Source organism: Clostridioides sp. GD02377 (assembly GCF_045899875.1).
Classification (GTDB): domain Bacteria; phylum Bacillota; class Clostridia; order Peptostreptococcales; family Peptostreptococcaceae; genus Clostridioides; species Clostridioides difficile_A.
In genome coordinates this window covers 106,749-130,070 of the sequence record NZ_JBJODA010000010.1, presented here as the reverse complement: position 1 = coordinate 130,070, position 23,322 = coordinate 106,749, and the positions used below count along the sequence as shown (strand labels likewise).

Genomic DNA, 23,322 nt, shown 5'->3' with positions numbered 1-23,322 from the left:
ATAGTGTGTATTAATGTATCTATAGTATCTCTACCAGCTTGAAAAAGAGTACTTGTCACATTACCTAGTGCTATACCTATTTTTGCGACAATTCCTTGACTCTGTTCACTTATCTTCTTTTTAGTATCATAAGCCATATTTTTTTCCTCCTACATCCACAATTATAATTGCTCTACATTGTTTGGTTTTACCCCTGAAACATATATATCTTCTTTTATAAACATTGCTAATGGTCCACTTTTACCTGTCTTCATTATATTTATAGTTGGTATTTTCTTTTGAGGATATATACCACATCTTAATGTACCACCACAATTTATTATTACACATGCTATTTCATCATCTTTAACACCTTGCGAAAATCCATCTATTAATTCACATCCTGTAAGTTCAGCTATTCTTACTGCAGTTTCTGGTTTTGCTCCTCCAGTTACATATACTACCTTATTTTTCTTTTCTGTTGGCTCTATTATCAATGGTCCTCCCCATCCTCCAGAACCTTTTACTATTTTAACTTTATTAAATGACATACAAATGCTCCTCCTATATACACTATTTTTTTATTTAAGTTATTCTCTTAATCCTAATTCTATCTATGTCTTTCTTAGTTATCTTATTTTAAATCCTTTAATACTATTATTTATTTTCTTACATCTCATGTTAACTTTCTGCTATCTTATATGTAACTTTCTTATATTAATTTATTTAATTACTATTCAAAACAATCTACTTATTATATAAAACAATTTACTTCCACTTAGAATAAATTTAATTACATCTTAAAATAATTATCCAATATTTATATCTGAATTTAATGATATTCCTTGTTGCTTCTCTACAAATTTTGTCGTATAGTCAGTAACCACACCTTTAATAAAGTTTGCAATTATACCAACTAGTAAATATCTAACTGCTAAATCTGCTGTTGAAAATCCTAAAGTTGTTATACCATTTGCAATTCCTAGATATATAAATAGCTCTCCTGGATTAATGTGTGGAAATAATCCATTCATTGTATGGCATGAAAAACTTGCTGCTGCAAAATAACTAGGTTTAAATTTTTCTGGCAAAAATCTTCCAAGTGATAATGTCATTGGATTTGCAAATACGAATGTACCAAGTACTGGTAATATTAAATATCTAGTAAATATATTTGCAGAACATTTTTTTGCAAGCCTCTCGACTCTATCTGTACCTATAAAATTGATAATTGCATTCATTGTAACCAATAAAGCTACTAAAAGTGGAACTATATCTGTTACAAACCCTACAAATTGTTGACCTCCTGCCCTAAATAAATTCATAAAACTGTCTGCACCACTTGCTAATACTTGAAAAAATTGCGTCATATTAACTCCTCCTTATAAATATATATTTTTAAACTACTTCTGCATTGCATTCTTCATCAGTACTAGTACTATTTGTACTCTCACATCTATTTTTTTCAAATGTTATGTACTGTTTGACTGCATCTAGTATTGCTTTTTTTAGTAGTTTATTATACTCAGCTAAATCTGATTTTGTTATGTCCCCTAAGTCTTTTCCTACTAGCCCTTCAAACACTTTTACTCTTGCTAATACTGTAACACCTTGTATTTTCCTAGTTTCAACAATTGCACCATCCTCATCTATGAGTATTAGCACAATTGTACCTGATGATATTCTTCCTTTTTTTCTGCCTATTGCAACTCTACCTTTTCTTTTTAATTCAATATAATTTTTATTAAAATCTTTAAGTTGTAAGTATCCAAGAAAAATATTTAATAAATAAACTGCAATAAGTGATACTATAATAAAAATTACTGGGTCCATATTATTACCTCCTCTTGGTAATTATTTTATAAAATTCATCAAATGATTTTACTTTAGCAAGTGCTTCTACCATTTTTTTATCTCTTCCTATTTCAAGTACCTCTTCATAGCTTTTTATTATCAAATCTGTACTTTCTACATTCTTATCTGGAATTATCATTAATATTATTATTCTAATTTCTTTTGTATCCCAAATTACTGGATTTTCTAATATACCAAATGCCAGATAAAGATTTTCTCCTTTAGAGCTAACTGAATGGGGTAATGCTATGTAATTATCTAGTGCTGTAGAAGATTTCTGTTCCCTTTTTAATACATTTTCCTTAAACTCCAAATCAATAATTCCTTTATGTACTAGCTTTACTAACATTTCTTCTAAATTTTCCATGAATGTGTCATTATTCAGTATAAAAAACTTATCTTCCTCAACTAATTTACCTATAAAAGGAATATTCTTTTCAATATGCTTTATAGATTTAAGATTTATACTATTTTTCAATAGTATGGCATTTTCTATTTCTTTTTTTATACTTTCTTCATTAAATAAGGCATTTACTCTAAATATTGGAACATCTAAGTCTGTCTTAAAGTCTACTGTTGTAAACACTAGGTCATAGTACTTTAATAACTCCAAATTAGCCTTGGCTTCTATATCAGAAAAAGTATTTACTTCAACACTTTCTCCAAGAATTTTTCCTATTTTTATCCTGATGAGTTGTGCAGTCCCAAGACCAGTTCCACAAACAACTGCCACTCTGTTTACATTTAGAATCTTTCTTGAGCTTTTTTCGAAATAACTTCCAAAATGTAATGCTATATATCCTATTTCATGTTCACATATCTTTAAGTCAAACTTTTCTTCAATTATCATTGCAGCTATCTTTGCTACACTGTATGGAAATGTATATCTCTCCTTTATTTCTTGCAATAATGGATTTTTTACCCTTATGTTAAACCTCATTCTATTAAGTGCAAAATACAAATGATATTCTAGGTTTTCTATGAGCTTCTTATCTTCTTTAAAATCAATCCCAGATGTCTCCAATAGAAAACTAGTTACTTCATCTACAACTTCTTTTACACTATCATTTATCTTTATGCTACTAAGTGCTAACTTTGTACTAGGAGCTTTTCTGCCTATTAATGGCATTGTCAAAAATATGGTTTCTTTTTCATTTAAAACTATATTAAATATCTTTTCCAATAAAGATTTAAGTTTTAATCCTAAAATATATTCATCTGAACATCTTATGACTTCAAATCTCTTATCTATCTTTTCAAATTTATATCCATTTAGATTTCTTAAAACAGATATTATTATATATCTTTCAACATCCATTAAGACCTGCTCTGTTATATAGAGTTCTTCTTGATTAAATAACTTCTTTAATTCGTCTCTAAGACATTCAATATCACCCTTTTTAATAACTCTTATGTGATTAACGTTTTCCAGTATATCAATATAATTTTCATATAACCTATCAAGGACTAATAACCTTATATCCATTTCTTCGCCAACTAAAATCATACCTATATTTGGTTTTCTTTTTAACTCCAAGTCGTAATCTGCTAAAATCTTATCTGCCTTTTTTAAATCTTTTATTAACGTTGTTCTTCCTATACATATCTCTTCAGCCAAATCATCTATAGTAATTGGATTGTTAGTCATAGTTAAAATATCAAGAACATAATTTACCCTTTCATCAGGTGAATTTAAATTTATAAAATTTGATGCTTTTCCTCTATTGAAATTTACAATTTCAATTAATTTACTTTCATCTTCAATTCTTATACTATATGTACCTTTTTCATTCTTAACTATTTTAGCAATACCATCTTCTAATTCTCGATTAATCTGGTTTATATAATTTCTGATAGTCCTAGTACTGACACCTAGAACACTTGAAAACTGTTCTAGAGTGTTTGTATCTTCTTTTAACACCATTTCTAAAATCAAAAAAACCCTAGGGTCCATATAAGTCATTGACATCTTTTTCTCCCCTTTGTTATCTTACATTTTTTATTATAATCCAAACTGTATATATAATTAATATTCTCTTTTTCAAATAAGATTTGAAAAAGAGGAACTAATATACATTTTTTCACAACACACTGGAAAAATGTATATTAACATATTAAATCGTATTCTCAAATGAAAATCATATATTAATTTTTATTTTGTTATAGATTTTAATTTTTTTTACATCTACTAAGTCAAATTATAAATTATTTTTAAAATGCTCCTCATAATAATATTATATAAAACAATAAAAGCCTTATGTTGTTAACTATTACAGACTCTACACATCTGTTTTGAAAACACATTAGGCTTTTTAAATATTCAATATATTATTTTATATATTTTCTAATTATATTTTTACATGCTATAAATTATTTTTTCTTTTTATTCGCTTTTTCTATATTAATCTTATTACCTTTTATCTTAATATCTTTCATTTTTTCAATTACTGTCTTAGCATCTTTTTTAGGTATTTCAACAAAAGTATACTTATCATATATATCTATAGTTCCTACTACTTTACCTGGTATTCCAACCTCTCCAGCTATAGCACCAACTATATCCTTAGCTTGTACTCTTTGATTTCTACCAATATTGATAAATAATCTAATCATACCATCTTTAGCTCCAGTACTACCTTTTCTATCTCCGCGTTCTCCACGCTCTCTTCTAGGTTTTTCTTCTATTATTTCTTCTTTCATTTCTTCACCTAGAGATAACTTCACAAGTGCAGCAGCTATATCAACCATTGCATAGTCTTCATCATTACAGAAGCTTTCTAACCATTGTAATTGTTTAGTTAAGTGTCCTTCTTCAATAGTTTGCTTAACTTGTGCGAAGAAAGTACCTACTTTTTTCTCTTCAACATCAGTTATTGTTGGTATGTTATGTTTTATCAACTTAGATTTAGTATATCTTTCTATATCTTTCATCTTTCTCATTTCTTTTCCAAATACAAAAGTAAATGACATACCTTCTCTACCAGCACGACCAGTTCTACCAATTCTGTGAACATAATACTCTTCATCTTGTGGTAAATCATAATTGAATACACATTCAACATCATCAACATCTATACCTCTAGCTGCAACATCAGTAGCAACAAGTATATCTATTGTACCATTTCTAAACTTATCCATTACTATATCCCTTTGAGTCTGCTTTAAATCACCATGTAAAGCATCTGCAAAGTATCCTCTTGCTTGTAAATCTCCTACTAATTCATCTGCTTTTCTTTTAGTGTTACAGAAAACAACAGATAACTTAGGGTCATATACATCAACTAATCTACATAATACTTCTAATTTATTTGATGACCTAGTTTCTATATAGTATTGCTTTGTATTTGAAACTGTAAGTTCTTTTCTAACAACTTTTATATGTTCTGGGTCTTTTTGATATCTCTTAGTTAATTCCAAAATTCCTTTTGGCATAGTAGCTGAAAAGAAAGTTGTTTGTCTTTCCTCAGGAATCTTGCTTAAAATCATTTCTATATCTTCTCTAAATCCCATATCTAGCATTTCGTCTGCTTCATCTAATATAATCATTTTTACATTATCCATTTTTAATGTTTTACGATTGATATGGTCTATTGTACGTCCTGGTGTACCTATTACAACTTGTACTCCACTCTTTAGAGATTTTATTTGTCTATCTATTGGTTGACCACCATATATAGGTAATGTCTTTATTCCGTGCGAATATTTAGCTAGCTTTCTTATTTCTGTTGATACTTGTATTGCAAGCTCTCTTGTTGGACAAAGTACTACAGCTTGTAAACTTCTATTATTTGGGTCTATTGTTTCTAGTATAGGTATACTAAAAGCTGCTGTTTTCCCCGTACCAGTTTGTGCTTGTCCTATAACGTCTTTACCTGACAAAATCGCAGGTATAGACTGTGCTTGTATAGGAGATGGCTCTTCAAACCCCATTTCAGCTATAGCTTTTTTTATTCCTTCACTTATTGGTAAATCTTCAAACTTTGTTATATTCATATATTATTCCTCTCCGTTATCAATTAATCTTAACCTATCCATTATATACTTTTTTAGGATATTCTGCAATTAATATTTTTAACAGTATAGTTAAATAATATACATGAAATACAAAATTGATATGTATAGAAAATATGTAAATAACATCAATATCCCTTGTATTCTGCTAAGTCTGTTTGATTTAAGCGTTGGTACTATGACTATTAATAATAATAATATCATAAATGGTATATCCAATTGCCTATTTTGGGATAATATTGGTATGTTATTTGGTATTGCTGATACGGCTATTACTGATACTATATTCAATATGTTTGCACCTAAAATATTTCCTACTGATATTTCATGATGATTTTTTCTTATAGCAGTAATCGATGAAACTATCTCTGGCAGAGAAGTTCCAAGTGCTATTATAGTTAAACTTACTATACCTTGAGGTATATTTAAAAAACTAGCTATTCTTACTCCACTCTCTATAAGAATTTGTGAACCAATTATCATCATTATCAAACCTGTAGCAAAAAGTGCTAGTATTTTTAAAATTTCTACTACAGAAAAACCTCTAAAATTCTTACTCTTTTTAGTAGATATATCTTTAATAGTACTATTTTTAATATTTCTATTTTTAGTAGATTTTCCAACTACACTTCTATAATTATTAACCATATAAAAGATTAATATTATTATAAGTAATAACGAATCCCCTCTTGTTATAACTCCATCTAAACCCAATAAAATTAAAACTATAACAGATACTATTAATAGTAAAGACTTAGAAAAAAACATTTTTTTATCTACATTATATGGACTTATAAAAACAACTAATCCTAATGCTAACCCTGTATTACATATTATAGAACCAACTGCATTTCCTAAACTCATTGTAGTATGACCATCAATAGAAGCAAGTAAAGACACTGTAAATTCAGGTAATGTTGTCGCAAAACTAACGATAGTTGCTCCAAGTATGATTTCTGATATGTTTGTTTTTCTACCTATCTCTACAGTACAATTTATAAAGATATCTGCGCCTTTAGTAATTAATAGGAAACCTACTAAAAATAATATCACTGTGATAAACAATATATCACCTCCCCCTATTAAATAAATATTCAATTTATGAAGATGTATGCTTTTCTTTTTTTCATAATAAAATTTATTTATTTCAAGTTTAGGATTTAAAAAATATATTATTGTTAATTAATCATTTATCTGTTTCATTTTATTTATATATGGGTATAATTTCATCACATTAATAACATATAATTTGTTTTATACTTTAAAACGACAATTTTTTATTTTTTTGTGTATACAGGATACTGATAATATGTTATTATTATATTAGAAAATATATTTTTTAAAAAATATATAAAACAAATTAAGTATATAAAAATTAATTTTAATAGTATTATTTATCATTTAAATCTAAGGAGGAAATACTTAATGAATGCATGGCAAGGATTTAAAACAGGAAGATGGACTAAAGAAGTAAATGTTAGAGAGTTTATACAATTAAACTATTCTCCATATGAAGGAAATGACTCTTTCTTAGCTGGTGCTACTGAAAACACTAAAAAGCTATGGGACAAAGCTATGGTCTTATTTAAAGAAGAAAGAGAAAATGGTGGTACTTTAGATGTTGATACAAAAACTGTTTCTGGAATAGCTGCATATGCTCCAGGATATTTAGATAAAGGATTAGAAACAATAGTTGGGTTACAAACGGATGCCCCTTTAAAAAGAGCTGTTATGCCATATGGTGGTATAAAAATGGTTGAAAACTCATGTGATGCTTTTGGATATGAATTAGACTCAGAAATAAAAGATATATTCACTAAATACAGAAAAACACACAACCAAGGAGTTTTTGATGTTTACACTCCAGAAATGAGAGCAGCTAGAAAATCTGGTATAATAACAGGTCTTCCAGATGCTTATGGTAGAGGTAGAATAATTGGTGACTATAGAAGAGTTGCTTTATACGGTGTTGATGCCTTAATAGAAGATAAAAATAAGCAAAAGGAATCATTAGAAGTTTCTTGCATGGATGAGGAAGTTATCAGACTAAGAGAAGAAATAGCTGAGCAAATATCAGCTTTAAATGAACTTAAAAAGATGGCTCAGTCTTATGGGTTTGATATATCAAAACCAGCGACTAACTCAAAAGAAGCTGTACAGTGGTTATACTTTGGTTATTTAGGTGCTGTTAAAGACCAAAATGGTGCTGCGATGTCTTTAGGTAGAACATCTACTTTCTTAGACATATATTTTGAAAGAGACTTAAAAGCAGGAATAGTAACAGAAGAAGAATTACAAGAATATATGGACCATTTTGTTATGAAATTAAGAATGGTTAAATTCCTAAGAACTCCTGATTACAATAACCTATTCTCTGGAGACCCAACTTGGGTAACTGAGTGTATAGGAGGTATGGGAATAGATGGTAGAACATTAGTTACTAAAAACTCATTTAGAATGTTAAATACTCTATATACATTAGGACCTTCTCCAGAACCAAACTTAACAGTTCTATGGTCAACTAAATTACCTCAAGGATTCAAAGATTTCTGTTCTAAAGTATCTATAGATACAAGTTCAGTACAGTATGAAAATGATGATTTAATGAGAGCATACTGGGGAGATGACTATGGTATAGCTTGTTGTGTATCTGCAATGAAAATTGGTAAGCAAATGCAGTTCTTTGGAGCTAGAGTTAACTTAGCAAAAACTTTATTATATGCTATAAATGGTGGTATAGATGAGAAATCTGGCGTTCAAGTTGGGCCAAGATTTGAGCCTATAACTTCTGAGTACTTAGATTATGATGAAGTTATAAGTAAATTTGAACCATTCACTGATTGGTTAGCAACATTATATGTAAATACTTTAAATGTAATACATTACATGCATGATAAATATTCTTATGAAGCATTAGAAATGGCATTACATGATAGAGATATATTCAGAACTATGGCTTGTGGTATGGCTGGATTATCAGTTTGTGCAGACTCATTATCTGCTATAAAACATGCCAAAGTTAAAACTATTAGAAATGAACAAGGAATAGCTGTTGATTTTGAAATAGAAGGAGACTATCCAAAATACGGAAACAATGATGACAGAGTTGATAGTATAGCTGTAGAGTTAGTTGAGAGCTTTATGAATAAAATAAGAAAAAATAAAACTTATAGAAATTCTTATCCAACTCAATCTATACTTACAATAACTTCAAATGTTGTTTATGGTAAGAAAACTGGTAATACACCAGATGGTAGAAGAGCTGGTGCTCCATTTGCTCCTGGTGCTAACCCAATGCATGGTAGAGATACTAATGGTGCCTTAGCTTCATTATCTTCAGTTGCTAAATTACCATATGAGCATGCTCAAGATGGTATATCTAATACTTTCTCTATAGTACCAGCTGCTTTAGGAAAAGATATGAATGAAAGAATAAACAATCTTTCTGCAATGATGGATGGATACTTCTCTCAAAATGCTCATCACTTAAATGTAAATGTATTTGATAGAGCTACTTTAGAAGATGCTATGGAACATCCAGAAGAATATCCACAATTAACTATAAGAGTATCTGGATATGCTGTTAACTTCATAAAATTAACAAAAGAACAACAATTAGATGTTATAAACAGAACATTCCACGGTAAAATGGCTTAGTCTTTAAATTTTTATACTTTAGCTAAGATTACTACTGTGTAGAAAATAAAAATAAAAGGCCATCTTATATTTGAATTATTTCTGGTATAGGATGGCTTTTTTTAGACAAATATTATAACTATTAATAAAGTCATTAAAATATATTGTGAGGTGAACTCTATGATTAAGGGAAAGATACACTCTATAGAAACATTTGGCACTGTAGATGGGCCAGGAATAAGATATATATTATTTTTTCAGGGATGTCCACTTAGATGCAAGTACTGCCATAACAGAGATACATGGGATACTAAGTCAGGGAAAGAATATACAGTTGATGAGATAATAACTGATGCTCTTAAGTATACTTCTTTTATGAAGTTCTCTGGTGGCGGTATAACTGCTTCTGGTGGAGAATCTACTCTTCAGCCAGAATTTTTGAGTGAATTATTTAAAAAAGCAAAAGAAAATGATATACACACTTGTTTGGATACATCTGGATTTGTAGATATAAAAACCATAGACCCAATTCTAGATAATACTGATTTAGTTTTGCTTGATTTAAAACATATGGTTGAAGAGAAATCTATTGATTTGACTGGTGTTGGTATGGATAAAGCTCTAAAACTTGCTAGACACTTAGACTCAAGAAATATCCCTGTGTGGATAAGACATGTTTTAGTTCCTGGCATTACTGATGATACAGATAACCTAGAAAAACTAGGTCAATTTGTAGCTACATTAAAAAATGTAGAAAGATTTGAATTACTACCATACCATTCTATGGGAATACACAAATGGGAGAATCTAGGAATAGATTATGAACTAAAAGATGTTCCTGATGCTAGTAAAGAAGATATTAAAAAAGCTAGTGAAATAATATCTAAATTTGGGGTAAAAGTATATAATAGTTAAGATATATTTGCACAATGAAATAGGGTAAAGTATAAGCTTTTTAAAAACTTGTACTTTACCCTATTTTAATATACTACTACATTATCTTCTATACCTATCATTTTTTATATATTTACTTTGACAATTGAAGTTTATAAAACTCAGATGCGCTCACAGGTCTTCCAAATAAAAATCCTTGAATAATATCTACACCTAGACTTTTTACTATATCATATTCTTCATAAGACTCTATACCTTCAACGCAAACTTTTAAGTTGATGATGTGAGCCAATTTAATGATATATTCAAGGAAAGTATGTTCATAGCTATTATATGTAATATTCTTAACAAAACTTCTTTCAATTTTTATTATATTAACAGACAGTTCTTTAAGGTAATTTAAAGATGAATATCCTGTACCAAAATCATCTATTGCAATATGTACTCCTATACCCTTTAAGCTAATAAACTTATCATTCAGTAAATTTATATCTGGTATCCAACAATTCTCTGTTAACTCCAAAATTAAAAATTCAGGTCTTAATTGGTACTCTATTAAACATTCAACTATAAAATCTCTAAAAAAATCTTCTTTTAATTGAATGTACGATACATTTACAGATATCTTGAAGTCTGGATTTATTTTATGCCATTCTTTACACTGTTTTATAGCTTCTTTTATAATCCACTTCCCCACTGGTATAATCAAATTGCTTTGCTCCAAGATTGGTATAAATTCAATAGGAGATACTTCTCCATAAGTACTTGAATGCCATCTTAGAAGTGCCTCGGCTCCTATTACTTCTCTTGTGGCTGCATCTATTTGTGGCTGAAAAAATAGTTCAAGGTCATTAAAGTTATTTTCAATACTTTCTCTTAGCTTATGTTGCATTGAAATTACCTTTAGTTTGTTTTCGTATAATTCTGGTGAAAAAAACTTAATTCTATTCTTTCCATTTATCTTTGCTATATCTAGTGCAATATCAGCATGTTTGAATAAGTCCAAATAAGTATCTCCATCCTGTGGATACATAGCAACCCCCGCAGTTACTGTGCAATAATACTTATTCGATTCAATCTCATGTTGGGTATTGGTATACATCTGTATCTTTTCATAGATTTTATTTATAGTCTCTTTAGTACACATAGGGTAAAAAAATGCAAATTCATCTCCATCTAATCTATACAATCGAACATCTTTTGGTAAATAGTCTAACACTTCGGTAGCAATTGCACGCAAGACCTTGTCACCATAAGAGTGACCATATTTTTCATTTATATTTTTGAAATTGTCTATATCCATAATAAATATAGCTCCACTTTCATAGGTCTTTTCTTTTATGATATAATTCATCCAGTACTCGAACTGTTCTCTATTCCATGTTCCAGTGATAGAATCAAACTTATTTTTTTCACCAATATTCTTTATTCTTCCAACCAAAACTATAGTTTTTTTATCTTCTGATATGTAAGCCTTCCCTCTACAAGAAATCCATACTACTTCTCCATATTTATTAATTAATCGATATTCTAGATTATGTTCATCTTTTTTTCCATCTATCAACGCTTGTATATCATCTTTCCACACTTGAACATCATCTGGATAAATAATTTTACTCCAACAATTTACTACATCAGAATCTACATCTTTACTTAAGTTAAATTCATCAAAAACTGCTGAAGAAATTTTAAATTTATTCCTGTTTATGTCCCAAAAAAATATATAGTCTTCTGTACTTTGAGACAAAAGTTCAAAGAAAATTTCTATATGATTTAAATTTAAAGAGTTCGATTCTTCTCTCATCTTTTCCCCCTACAATATAATTAATATAGTAATATTATAACCCTACTTATAATAAAAATAATTTTAAAGTAGGGTTATAGTTTACAGTTGGTGTAATTTATCAATAAAATATTATTATCTAAATTATTCTATTTTACTATTTCTTTTATCTTCATTATTTCTAAGCCACTTACTCTTAATTATTATTTGTCCTTATTGATTTGATAGAAATATTTAAATGTATAATTATATAATATACTTAATCCATTAATATTTTTTAATTAAAAAGATATTTTTATTATAATTATCATTATTTTTCACTTCCAATAGTTTCCATTTGTTATAAAAAAGTTACTATTCAAAAAATTGGAACTTTTCTTCAATTTTATACATAATTTTTCAAAGAAAATGCACTTAATTAACAATCAAATTTATAAATATTTTACTGTTTTTAGGTTTAATTTTATTTTATTGATGTGTACTTGTTTATTAGAAATGAAAAATTTTTTAGATTGGTTTTTAAGTGTAATATTTTTAGATTTTTATAGGTATAAAAAAAAGCCCTTTTATAACTAAGGGTTACTTTCATTTTATTTTAACATTCTTTTTTCTTCATTTCAATGTTTTGCTATTTATTTCCAAAATATTATAAAGTGCTTATTTATACTTCTCAACTTTATAATTTTTATTTTATATACTTAGACTAACAAATCTACTTCACTTTTTTTTCATTTATAAATATAAAATAATAAAAAATAAGACTAAAAATAAACAAATTTTTATTTTCAGTCTTATGTTATCTTTTTTAATCATATAAATTTATATAGTCATTTGATTAATCTGATATTCTAAGCTCTAGAAACTTTATAAACAACATCTCTAGCTTTTGGTAGATTTCCATCTGGGACACCTATAGCAATACCAAAAGGTACAGAATACCCTTCTGGTATATTCAACAATTCTCTATATTTTTTATTTGTATCAAACATCATCTTTATTGAATCTGATTCTTTTACATCATTGTCATCTAATACACTCACAAGACCTGCTATATCCCCTTGTTCAACAGGTGTAAATAAGCCCCTAACCATTCCTATTATGCAACTTCCTAATCCTAATGCTTGTGCAGCTGTAGTTACATTTCCTGTAAGTATTCCTACATCATATGGAGCCCATGAATTTTCTTCATCATAAGAAATAAATAAAACAGTTGGTGCACCATAAAATAATTTAAAATTCTTATTTATCTCAACATTACTAACTTCATGAATTCTGGATAAGGTATCATCACTAATCTCTTTTAAAAGTTTCTGGTCTTGCACAACACTTATATGCCAAGGTTGTTTATTACATCCCGAAGGTGCTGCAAATGCACAGTGTAACAATGTATCTAGTTGCTCGTTTGTAATTTGCTCCGTTGTAAATTTTCGTATACTTCTACGACTTTGTATTAAGTTTATTGTTTGATTATCTTGTAAATTATTCATATATCTATTCCCCTTTTATGTATTACTTAGTATAAATACTAAATTTGATAAAAATTTAGTATTTAACTAATATTCTTTATATTCTTATTATAGTTATTTTTAGTTTATATGTGAAGACTTTAAAATAGTAAATATTCAATAATCATACTGCACCAATAAAATATTCAAAATAAAATCTGGTATTAATTAACTATAGAGAATATTATTCTATAGTCTAATCAATACCAGTAATATATATCATATTAATTTAAAGGACCCCAACCAGATTTAGTATGGATTTCTTCTTTTAAAACTTCCCATGTTTTATTTGCTACAGAAATACCACTTTTACCTTTATACCATTTAGCTTCATCGTAATCATAAATTAAAGAAGCATACCAATTACCTTTAGTTGAAGTGTTTGCAAATACAACTACATTAGCTTCATTTGTATTAGGCTTATTTGCATATGGTTGTATATACAATGGCTCTTTTCCTAAATCATACTTTTTCTTAAATTCCTCTGGAATTTTAGGCCAACCATTTTTATACTTATTATCCAACAAATAATTTCTAAAATCATCATTATTTTTTGAATTTCCTGGTATTATAGAAGGGTCTTGTGCAAATGATGCAATTAAATCTGTCATACTTTGATATACATCTCTAGCCATCTCAACACCATCTGGATGTTCTGTACAAGTAACATACACTTTTGCTATACTTTCTTCTCCAGTTATTCCATCATAACCATTATCAAATTCTGCTGAATATGTTCCACCTGATTTACACTTTGGCTCTGTTTCAAAGTATTTTCCATCTTTATTTTTTAATACATCTTTTATAAGTTCCTTCTTGTCTTTACTTGTTTCCTCAGCCATTGCAATAACAATTTGAGTCTTTATATTCTCCCTATTTGAAAGACATGTAACTGCTTTACTTTTTTCTATATTTCTAAATAGTGCTGGAACTGCGACTATAACTAAAATTCCTATTATAGATATAACTACCAATAATTCAATTAGTGTAAAACCCTTTTTATTCATAATAATCATTCCCATTAAATAAAATTATAGTACTTACTTTAAAATACTACATATTAACAAATTGTCTGCATAGAGTTCTTCCAATAAAAACTCCTAAAATACTTAACATTAAATTTAAGAATATATTTAACGCAAATAACATATAATTGCCACTATCAAAAAACTTTACATTCTCAAAACTAAATGTGGAAAATGTAGTAAGACCTCCCATTAGACCAGTTACTAAAAATAATTTCAAATTATCAGAAATATAATTTGTTCTTGTACTCATTTCCATGATAAAACCAATCAAAACTCCACCCATAACATTGACGATTAGAGTTCCAAATGGAAACTTAGCTTCTGCAAATCTTAAAGATATTAAATATCTTAATATAGCACCAGAAAATCCTCCAATACCAACACACAATATATGAATCACATATAACACCTCCCCCGAGAGGCTAAAATCACTTGTATATTAGAATTCTATATCTTCAACCTCTATTCTATCAATTGCATCTTGTACTAATCCATCAATATCAAGTGCTGTTTCAGATTTTTCTATCTTTTCTAACCTAGGTTTAGTAACAGGCTTTCTAGGAGAAAATACGCTACAACAATCTTCTTCAGGAATTATAGATGTTTCAAAAGTTCCTATTTTTTTGGCTATATCAACTATATCTGATTTATCCATTGCTATAAGTGGTCTAAATACTGGTAAATCTACAACAGCATTAGTACAAGTAAGACCTTGTATTGTTTGAGATGCAACCTGGCCGATACTTTCACCTGTAATTAAAGCATCACAATGTCTTTTTTCAGAAAGCTTCTGTGCTATTCTCATCATGAATCTTCTTGAAAGAATAGTAGCTTCTTCTTCATTACAATTCTCGCCAATTGCTTTTTGTATTTCTAATATGTTAACTTTATGAAGTCTTACTCTTCCACAATACTTTGCCAATATCTTAGCTAAGTCTTTAACTTTTTCTTGTGACCTTTCGCTTGTAAACGGATAACTATGGAAGTGTACTGCTTCTACTTCCATACCTCTTTTTGCAACCATCCATGTTGCTACTGGACTATCTATCCCTCCTGATAAAAGAGACATAGCTCTACCATTTGTTCCAAGTGGTAATCCACCATATCCAGGTATAGTATCACTATAGACCATAGTATGGAATTCTCTGTATTCACATTTTATTTTAATTTCTGGATTTCTTACATCAACATCAATCTTATCTCCTACCTTTGATAATAAGTATCCACCTATATCCATACTCATTTCTTGAGAAGTCAATCTAAAAGATTTATCTCCTCTTCTTGACTCTACTTTGAACGTTTTATAACCAGCTTCTATTTTTTCCTCTAACATTTTTAAAGCTATTTCTTTTAATGTATCATAATCTTTTTTAGCTCTTACTCCAGGGCATACACCCACTATTCCAAATACTTTTCTAACTTCTTCAATTACTTCTTCATAATCATAATCTTCTAAATCAACATATATTCTTCCATATTCTTTATATACATTAAATTTACCAATTGGTTTTAACATATTTCTTATATTTCTTATAAGTCTATTTTCAAATATATATCTATTTTTCCCTTTTACTCCAATTTCTCCATACTTTACTATTAATATATTATACACCATTTCACCTCTTAAACTAATTTATTCTCATTATTTATACTGTATTCTTTATTTCCTTCTCATTATTGACCTTAAGTCGCAAATTGATTCTTTCAATACTTCTACAACTTCTGATATTTCTTCTTCTGTATTCATATCAGATAAACTAAATCTTATTGTTCCATTTATTTCTTCATTTGTAAGACCTATAGCATTTAAAACATGGCTACCCTTCTTCTTAGAAGAACATGCAGAGCCAGTTGATACATAAATACCTTTTTGTTCTAAGTAATGAAGTAATACCTCTCCTTTTGTACCTCTAAATGATATATTTAATATATGACATACACCATCTTCTGGAGAATTAACTTTTATATCTTCTATATTATCAATTATTTTATTTTTAAATGTATCTTTTAAATTATTTACTTTTGAAATAACTGCATCTAAATCTTTATTTAGTATTCTGACAGCTTCTCCAAGCCCATATATACCAGGTACATTTTCTGTTCCAGACCTAATCCCAATTTCCTGTCCTCCACCTGTTAACATAGGCTTAAGACGATTATTTTCTTTTATATACATAAATCCAATTCCTTTTGGTCCATGAAATTTATGTGCACTCACGCTCATAAAATCTATATTGTATTTAGATGGTCTAAAATTAATTTTTCCATATGATTGAATAGCATCCACATGAAAATATATCTTTTCTTTTAAAGACTTCAAATACTTTCCGACTTCGTCTATTGGCTGTATGGTTCCTATTTCGTTATTAACATGCATCATACTTACTAAACATGTAGTTGACTTTATTGCATTCTTTAAATCTTCTATATTTATCTTTCCATCTTTTCCGACCTCTAAGTAAGTTACTTCAAAACCATCTTCTTCTAAATCCTTCAATGTATTTAAAACAGAAGGATGTTCTATGTTAGTAGATATTATATGATTTTTTCGCTTTTTATTTAAGTTTGCAACTCCTCTTATTATAGTATTATTACATTCTGTACCACCTGATGTAAAATAAATCTCCTTTTCTTTCGCTCCTAGAGATTTAGCTATAACCTGTCTTACTTCTTTTATTCCTTTTTCAACGTCTACACCTTTTCTGTGAACAGAAGAAGGATTTCCATAATCCGTACTAAGTGCATACACCATTTTATCTATAACTTCTTGATAAGGTTTTGTAGTTGCGCTATTGTCTAAGTATATTTCCAACTTAATTACACCTACCTTTATTTAAAATTTCAGCTCTAACTATTATACCACTAATTATAGTATTTTTTTTGTTAATCTTTATTAAAAAGACAATCTTAAATTTACAAAATATTCTTTCATAAAAAATTAGTTTTTTCACTTTATTATAAAGTTTTATAGTAAAATATAATATGCTTATATTATATCCTACAAAAATACGTTATAAAATACAATATATGATAAAATAATATATTATATAAAATAAATATATTATATTATACATATGCTTATTTTTACTATAAAAGTTATTTTTATAAGCTTACTTGTTATAAAAATAACTTTTATAATTTACATCAAAAAAAATATTGATTTTTGTGTCGCATTTTGTTATAATAAATTAAGGTTATCCCCCTGGTAACCCTAGTTAGTTAATATATCTATTCCCAATACCCTTTCATAAGGATATATTTTATATTTATTAAAAATCGGATTGATAACGGAAATTGATTCGGTGGAAAAAAAGAGCTTACCCCGAGCTCTTTTTTTCTGCAAAAATTTAGCAAAATAAGATTAATATAATTTTAAATTATATTAATCATCATAAAAAAAGGATGTATTGAATTTCTAATATCAATAACATCCTTTTTACATATTATAATACTTTTGCTAAGAATGATTTAGTTCTTTCATGTTTTGGGTTTCCAAAAACTTCTTCTGGAGTATTGTCTTCTAGTACACTTCCTCCATCTATAAAAATAACTCTATCTGCTACTTCTTTCGCAAATCCCATCTCATGAGTTACAATTGCCATTGTCATCCCTTCTTTTGCAAGTTCCTTTATAACATCAAGAACCTCGTTTACCATTTCTGGGTCAAGAGCGGATGTTGGCTCATCGAACAACATCATATCGGGTTCCATAGCAAGTGCTCTAGCTATTGCTATTCTCTGCTTCTGACCTCCAGATAATTGTGATGGATAAGAATCTTTTTTATCTAAAAGACCAACTCTACTTAACAAAACTTCTGCTTTTTTTTCTGCTTCTTCTTTAGTCATCTTTTTTAATTTAATTGGTGCTAATGTTATATTATCTAAAATAGTCTTATGTGGGAATAAATTAAAGTTTTGAAACACCATACCTATATTTTGTCTAATTTCATCAATATTAGTTTTTTTATCAACCAAATTTTTTCCTTCAAATATTATATCTCCACCTGTAGGTATTTCTAGTAAATTCATACATCTAAGAAGTGTACTTTTACCAGAACCACTAGGACCTACTATAACCATTATTTCGCCTTTAGCGATTTCTAAGTCTATATTTTTTAATACATTTAAATCTCCAAAAGATTTACTTAAATTTTTTATTGTAATCATATTATCACTTTCCTTTTTACTATTCTATGTTTTCCCTAAATGCTAAACACGCTCTCATCTAGTTAGACACAGACAGTTTCTTTTCTAATAATCCAACTAATCTTGATAGAGTAAATGTTATAACAAAGTAAATTGCTGCTGCTACTATTAATGGCTCTAATGCTTTGAATGCTGCATTTTTTACTATATCAGCAGTACGCATTATTTCAACAACTCCTATTACAGAGATTATTGAAGATTCTTTTACAAGTGTAATAAACTCATTTGCTAATGAAGGTAGTATATTTTTTATAGCCTGAGGTATTATTATATATCTCATAGTTGACCAGTAATTTAATCCTAGTGATCTACTTGCTTCCATTTGTCCATTATCAACTGATTGTATACCTGATCTAAGTATCTCTGCCACATATGCTCCAGAGTTTACTGATAATGCAAATGCACTAGCTATAAATTCACTTGGTATACCAAATAACATAGGGAATCTTATTCCTAATTGAGGTAATCCAAACCATACTATATATATCTGTACTAATAATGGTGTTCCTCTTAAAATCTCAATATAGATTGATGATATTGCTCTTAATACTTTACTCTTGGATATTCTTGCCATACAGATGATTATACCTATTATAAATCCAAAGCATAATGCCACAAGAGAAATTCCTACTGTCACACCTGTTCCTTCCAGAAAAGAAGTTCCAAATCTACTTAAAAAACTAAAATCTAAACTCATAATTTCATCTCCCACATAACTTTCTTACTAATTTGAAGCAGCTTCAGTAGATGCTTCATTTAAAAATTCTTCTATTTTTTTACCATCTTGTAATTCTTTTATCTTTTTATTCAATAATTCTATAAAGTCTTTGTTGTTATCAGCTTTTTTGATTGCTGCCGCCATACCTTCTGTTACATCTTTACCAACTTCAGTATTTGCCATTTTGATTCCATCATATTTTTTAACATTTATTAAAGAAACTGCTTCATTAGTAACAACAGCATCTATGTTTCCATTTTTTAATTCTGTAATTAAATCAGGTATTGCTTTTAAAGATTTAGTAGTTGTCATTTTTAGAGTATTAACTACATATTCTTCTTGGATACTTCCTGCTTGTACTCCAACTTTAAGTTTCTTTAAATCATCTTCAGTCTTTACTTTATCTATATCTGCATCTTTAACTATAACTGCATTTCTACTTAAATAATATAACTCTGAGAAATCAACACTCTTTTCTCTTTCTGGTGTTGGTGACATACCTGCAAGAACTATGTCAACTTGGTCTGCATTTAAAGCACCTATTAATCCATCAAATGACATATCTTTAATTTCAACTTTTACACCAAGCTCCTTTGCAAATTCTTCAGCTAACATTACATCGAATCCTTTTATTGAATCTTTACCATCTACTACTTTATGGAATTCAAATGGTGGGAATTCTGCACTAGTACCTACAACTAATTTTCCATTTTCTTTTATTTGCTCTAATTTTGTTTTTTCTTCTCCACCACTACATCCTACTAGTGATAAAGTTAATCCTAATACTAATCCTAAACTTAATAATTTTTTAAATACTTTCATTTTTATTACCCCTCTCTTTTAATTATAATTTCCCTCAAATTTTAATACTTTCATGTTTCAAGTTACAAAAAAAGTCTCTCAGTCTTTAATGACTAAGAGACGACTTTACCGCGTTACCACTCTTATTGATAAATACTCTTACAACTTTCAAAATTTGTGAATTTTAGCTTTTAAGCTATGTGGATATTTTAATTTTAAAATCAAAAAAGTCCCTTAGCTTTACAGCTAAGAGACGAATTATATCCGCGTTACCACTCTTTTTGATAAGTAAGTACTTATCCTCTCAATCCCTTAAGGCGGGCAGACCAATTATCATACTAAAAAACTTCTGATAATCTCCTCCAGAGCTCTCTTCACATAGACTTCATTGCTAGGCTTACACCAAACCCTAACTCGCTGTAAATCCATATATGCTACTTTCTCTATCACTGGATTTGTTTCCTTAAATTGTTAATACAATTGTACTTCCTTATAATATTTTTGTCAATAAGTTTTTTATTTTTTTAATAATTTTATTTGTAAATTATTTAAATACTACGATGTATATTTGGCTCTACTCTTTAGATAATCATACATAGCATCTTTTAGATTTATTTATATTCTTTGGATATTAATAAATAACATTTTTCATATTTTGAGCTATTTTTTTAATAATATATTTTATATCTATATCTTTGCCCTAAATATCATACATAAATAATATAATTCTTTCTTACCTATAAAATAATACATTTTCTATCTAAGTTGGGTTTATAAATTAACTAGTATAAATTATATTCTTCAATAAGCAAGTTTTCAGGTCTAAAATTCGCTCCCTATCTTTAAACTTTATTGTAAACATAATTCCATCTTTTTTAATTATTTCTCCTTCATGAAATTTTTTATGGTATACCTTATCACCTACACCAATACTATCAATTTCTTTTTTGGTTGGAGATTTTATGTCATTAATAAACAGTGATTTATCAATTTTTTTACCATATTTATTTAACGTGGAACTTATACACAATTTTTCTTCAGCTCTTGTAATAGCAACATACATAAGTCGTCTTTCTTCTTCTAATTGTTCTTCCTTTTTCTCTTCCTTACAAATATCATATGACTTTTCATGAGGTATTGTTCCTTCATTTACGCCTATAATATAAACATTTCTAAATTCTAATCCTTTTGCACTATGCATAGTTGTAAATATGACACCATCAGTCTGTTTATTCTTATTGTTTTCCATTAACTCAGTCTTTACTCTCTCAATATGCTCTAAAAACTCTGTCACAGTATTAAAGTTTGTCGCTGAACTCTCAAGCTCATTTAATATCTCTACAAGACCATTAGTCTTTATTTTTCTGTTACTACAATAATCTAAGACATATCTATCATAATCAAGACTAGTTCTAATATAAGATATTGCATTTTTAGGGTTTAAAGTGTTTAAATAACTTAAATCTATTTCCAAATCAGTTATTGTTTTGATTTGTTTAGGATGAAGATTACATTTGTTTATTAATGCTGTTATAAAATCATTCTCATCTTTAGCCATACTTACACTATCTTTGGATATATATCTAAACGGCTTATTTATGATTCTTAACCAATCTTTATTTGACTTTGGATTAATACCTATTCTTAAATACGCTAGTATATCTTGACTCGCCCAATGGTCGTATATTGTGATTACTGAATCTTTTACCACAAATGGAATTCTCATATCCATAAATACATCCACCAATGCTCTTGACTGTATATTAGTTCTATAAATCACTGCAAAGTCTGAATACTCTACATAATCTTTTTTTATTTCGTCAATTATTTCCTTGGCAATATGTAAGGCTTCCTCCTCTGAATCATGTGGACAAATATAACTCACACTTCCTCCAGTACCTTGACTACATTTAATGATTTTTTCATATCTATTTTTATTTTTTTCTATAAGCCTGTTTGCAATATGTACTATCTCACTTTTAGACCTATAATTTACATCTAATATTATTTTTTTAGTATTATTGAAATATTTTTCAAATTCAAGCAAAAAGTCTGGTCTTGCTCCTCTAAAACCATATATACTTTGGTCTTCATCTCCAACAGCAAATATGTTATTTAAAGGATTCGAGATTAATTTTAAAACTTCAAATTGTACTTTATTTATATCCTGAAATTCATCTATCAATATATATTTATATACATTTCTAACCATTTCTAATACAGACTTATTGTTCAAAAGTAAATAATAAGTTTTTATAAGCATATCATCAAAGTCAATTTTATTAACTTTAGATTTTTGTTCTTCATATAAATTATATACCTTCAAAAACTCATCTTTTGTCAATACCTCTGAATTAAAGTCGTTCTTATCCATAAGTTCATTTTTTACATAAGAAATTTCATTTATAACTTGTCCTACATTCTCATCATCATCATCAGCATTTTCTATATTTAAGCTCTTTAGTATTGCCTTGATTGTTATTCGCTTTGATTTCTCATCAAATATACTATCTAGATTATACCTTTCAAAGTATCTTAGGATTTTAAAAAATACAGAGTGAAAAGTACCATAAGTTACCTTATTGAGTCTTATATCATCACTTAGACTTAAAGCTCTATTTTTCATTTCTATTGAAGATGCCTTTGTAAAACTTATTGCTAAGATTCTTGCTGGCGCTATATTTTTATTTACGACCATATTAGCTATTCTATATGTAATTACTCTTGTCTTACCTGAACCAGGCCCTGCAAGTATCATGCAAGGCCCATCTATATGTTCAACTGCTTCTAATTGATTTTCATTTAACTTTCTTATATCTATATTTGTTGTGATTATTAGCTCCACCACCCTAATTTATAATTATATTATTTTCTTTTTAATTATAAACCAAAAGTTCATAAAAATACA

17 protein-coding genes, 1 pseudogene and 1 other annotated feature are annotated in these 23,322 nt (G+C 28.2%); of the genes and pseudogenes, 2 read left to right on the top strand and 16 right to left on the bottom strand.

Annotation, left to right across the window (positions count from 1 at the left end; all coding sequences use genetic code 11):
* Positions 1–29 precede the first annotated feature (29 nt).
* From Q3304_RS10680 to Q3304_RS10655, 6 genes and pseudogenes are all read right to left on the bottom strand, one after another.
* Positions 30–530, bottom strand: a pseudogene (locus tag Q3304_RS10680) (PTS sorbitol transporter subunit IIB); the annotation flags it as partial.
* A 258-nt stretch (positions 531–788) separates the two neighbouring features.
* Complete coding sequence (locus tag Q3304_RS10675; protein ID WP_054269409.1) at positions 789–1,349, bottom strand: PTS glucitol/sorbitol transporter subunit IIC; 561 nt, start codon at positions 1,347–1,349, stop codon at positions 789–791.
* 28 nt (positions 1,350–1,377) lie between these two features.
* Positions 1,378–1,812, bottom strand: a complete 435-nt coding sequence (locus Q3304_RS10670) for a transcriptional regulator GutM (protein ID WP_407813851.1) — start codon at positions 1,810–1,812, stop codon at positions 1,378–1,380.
* Between the two features lie 4 nt (positions 1,813–1,816).
* On the bottom strand, positions 1,817–3,802 hold the full coding sequence (locus tag Q3304_RS10665; protein ID WP_407813850.1) for a BglG family transcription antiterminator: 1,986 nt from the start codon (positions 3,800–3,802) through the stop codon (positions 1,817–1,819).
* 401 nt (positions 3,803–4,203) lie between these two features.
* On the bottom strand, positions 4,204–5,826 hold the full coding sequence (locus Q3304_RS10660) for a DEAD/DEAH box helicase (protein WP_054269406.1): 1,623 nt from the start codon (positions 5,824–5,826) through the stop codon (positions 4,204–4,206).
* A gap of 90 nt (positions 5,827–5,916) precedes the next feature.
* Entirely contained in the window at positions 5,917–6,909 is a 993-nt protein-coding gene (locus tag Q3304_RS10655) for a calcium/sodium antiporter (protein WP_407813849.1), read from the bottom strand.
* Between the two features lie 360 nt (positions 6,910–7,269).
* Here Q3304_RS10655 and pflB point away from each other — a divergent pair, with 360 nt between their 5' ends.
* Positions 7,270–9,501 (top strand): formate C-acetyltransferase, encoded by a 2,232-nt coding sequence (gene pflB, locus Q3304_RS10650; protein ID WP_074179189.1) that lies wholly within the window; start codon positions 7,270–7,272, stop codon positions 9,499–9,501.
* Between the two features lie 159 nt (positions 9,502–9,660).
* The gene (gene pflA / locus Q3304_RS10645) at positions 9,661–10,395 is read left to right on the top strand and encodes a pyruvate formate-lyase-activating protein (protein WP_167640377.1); all 735 of its coding nucleotides are present in this window, start codon (positions 9,661–9,663) and stop codon (positions 10,393–10,395) included.
* 112 nt (positions 10,396–10,507) lie between these two features.
* Here pflA and Q3304_RS10640 read toward each other — a convergent pair whose 3' ends face one another.
* The 10 genes from Q3304_RS10640 to Q3304_RS10595 all read right to left on the bottom strand — a co-directional run bounded on the left by Q3304_RS10640 (position 10,508) and on the right by Q3304_RS10595 (position 23,262).
* Positions 10,508–12,178: an EAL domain-containing protein gene (locus Q3304_RS10640; RefSeq protein ID WP_407813848.1), complete on the bottom strand. Its 1,671-nt coding sequence runs from the start codon at positions 12,176–12,178 to the stop codon at positions 10,508–10,510.
* A gap of 827 nt (positions 12,179–13,005) precedes the next feature.
* A complete protein-coding gene (locus tag Q3304_RS10635; protein WP_407813847.1) occupies positions 13,006–13,644 on the bottom strand; it encodes a nitroreductase in 639 nt (212 codons plus the stop codon).
* Positions 13,645–13,886: 242 nt separating this feature from the next.
* On the bottom strand, positions 13,887–14,669 hold the full coding sequence (locus Q3304_RS10630; RefSeq protein WP_054276068.1) for a prepilin-type N-terminal cleavage/methylation domain-containing protein: 783 nt from the start codon (positions 14,667–14,669) through the stop codon (positions 13,887–13,889).
* A gap of 46 nt (positions 14,670–14,715) precedes the next feature.
* Positions 14,716–15,090, bottom strand: a complete 375-nt coding sequence (crcB, locus tag Q3304_RS10625) for a fluoride efflux transporter CrcB (protein ID WP_407813846.1) — start codon at positions 15,088–15,090, stop codon at positions 14,716–14,718.
* Positions 15,091–15,129: 39 nt separating this feature from the next.
* Positions 15,130–16,305, bottom strand: a complete 1,176-nt coding sequence (thiI, locus tag Q3304_RS10620; protein WP_074179186.1) for a tRNA uracil 4-sulfurtransferase ThiI — start codon at positions 16,303–16,305, stop codon at positions 15,130–15,132.
* 45 nt (positions 16,306–16,350) lie between these two features.
* On the bottom strand, positions 16,351–17,502 hold the full coding sequence (locus Q3304_RS10615; protein ID WP_167640374.1) for a cysteine desulfurase family protein: 1,152 nt from the start codon (positions 17,500–17,502) through the stop codon (positions 16,351–16,353).
* 631 nt (positions 17,503–18,133) lie between these two features.
* Positions 18,134–18,856 (bottom strand): amino acid ABC transporter ATP-binding protein, encoded by a 723-nt coding sequence (locus Q3304_RS10610; RefSeq protein WP_054269277.1) that lies wholly within the window; start codon positions 18,854–18,856, stop codon positions 18,134–18,136.
* A gap of 58 nt (positions 18,857–18,914) precedes the next feature.
* On the bottom strand, positions 18,915–19,592 hold the full coding sequence (locus Q3304_RS10605; RefSeq protein ID WP_054269276.1) for an amino acid ABC transporter permease: 678 nt from the start codon (positions 19,590–19,592) through the stop codon (positions 18,915–18,917).
* A gap of 27 nt (positions 19,593–19,619) precedes the next feature.
* The gene (locus Q3304_RS10600; RefSeq protein WP_054269275.1) at positions 19,620–20,435 is read right to left on the bottom strand and encodes a transporter substrate-binding domain-containing protein; all 816 of its coding nucleotides are present in this window, start codon (positions 20,433–20,435) and stop codon (positions 19,620–19,622) included.
* A 225-nt stretch (positions 20,436–20,660) separates the two neighbouring features.
* Positions 20,661–20,873, bottom strand: a binding site (T-box leader).
* A gap of 319 nt (positions 20,874–21,192) precedes the next feature.
* On the bottom strand, positions 21,193–23,262 hold the full coding sequence (locus tag Q3304_RS10595; protein WP_407813845.1) for an ATP-dependent helicase: 2,070 nt from the start codon (positions 23,260–23,262) through the stop codon (positions 21,193–21,195).
* Between the last annotated feature and the right edge of the window lie 60 nt (positions 23,263–23,322).

Bases quoted from the DNA above. Each gene is read 5' to 3' on its own strand.
- Q3304_RS10600 (WP_054269275.1), bottom strand. From the start codon at position 20,435: ATGAAAGTATTTAAAAAATTATTAAGTTTAGGATTAGTATTAGGATTA.
- Q3304_RS10660 (WP_054269406.1), bottom strand. From the start codon at position 5,826: ATGAATATAACAAAGTTTGAAGATTTACCAATAAGTGAAGGAATAAAA.
- Q3304_RS10610 (WP_054269277.1), bottom strand. From the start codon at position 18,856: ATGATTACAATAAAAAATTTAAGTAAATCTTTTGGAGATTTAAATGTA.
- Q3304_RS10640 (WP_407813848.1), bottom strand. From the start codon at position 12,178: ATGAGAGAAGAATCGAACTCTTTAAATTTAAATCATATAGAAATTTTC.
- Q3304_RS10670 (WP_407813851.1), bottom strand. From the start codon at position 1,812: ATGGACCCAGTAATTTTTATTATAGTATCACTTATTGCAGTTTATTTA.
- Q3304_RS10605 (WP_054269276.1), bottom strand. From the start codon at position 19,592: ATGAGTTTAGATTTTAGTTTTTTAAGTAGATTTGGAACTTCTTTTCTG.
- Q3304_RS10665 (WP_407813850.1), bottom strand. From the start codon at position 3,802: ATGTCAATGACTTATATGGACCCTAGGGTTTTTTTGATTTTAGAAATG.
- Q3304_RS10635 (WP_407813847.1), bottom strand. From the start codon at position 13,644: ATGAATAATTTACAAGATAATCAAACAATAAACTTAATACAAAGTCGT.
- Q3304_RS10675 (WP_054269409.1), bottom strand. From the start codon at position 1,349: ATGACGCAATTTTTTCAAGTATTAGCAAGTGGTGCAGACAGTTTTATG.
- pflA (WP_167640377.1), top strand. From the start codon at position 9,661: ATGATTAAGGGAAAGATACACTCTATAGAAACATTTGGCACTGTAGAT.
- thiI (WP_074179186.1), bottom strand. From the start codon at position 16,305: ATGGTGTATAATATATTAATAGTAAAGTATGGAGAAATTGGAGTAAAA.
- pflB (WP_074179189.1), top strand. From the start codon at position 7,270: ATGAATGCATGGCAAGGATTTAAAACAGGAAGATGGACTAAAGAAGTA.
- Q3304_RS10630 (WP_054276068.1), bottom strand. From the start codon at position 14,669: ATGAATAAAAAGGGTTTTACACTAATTGAATTATTGGTAGTTATATCT.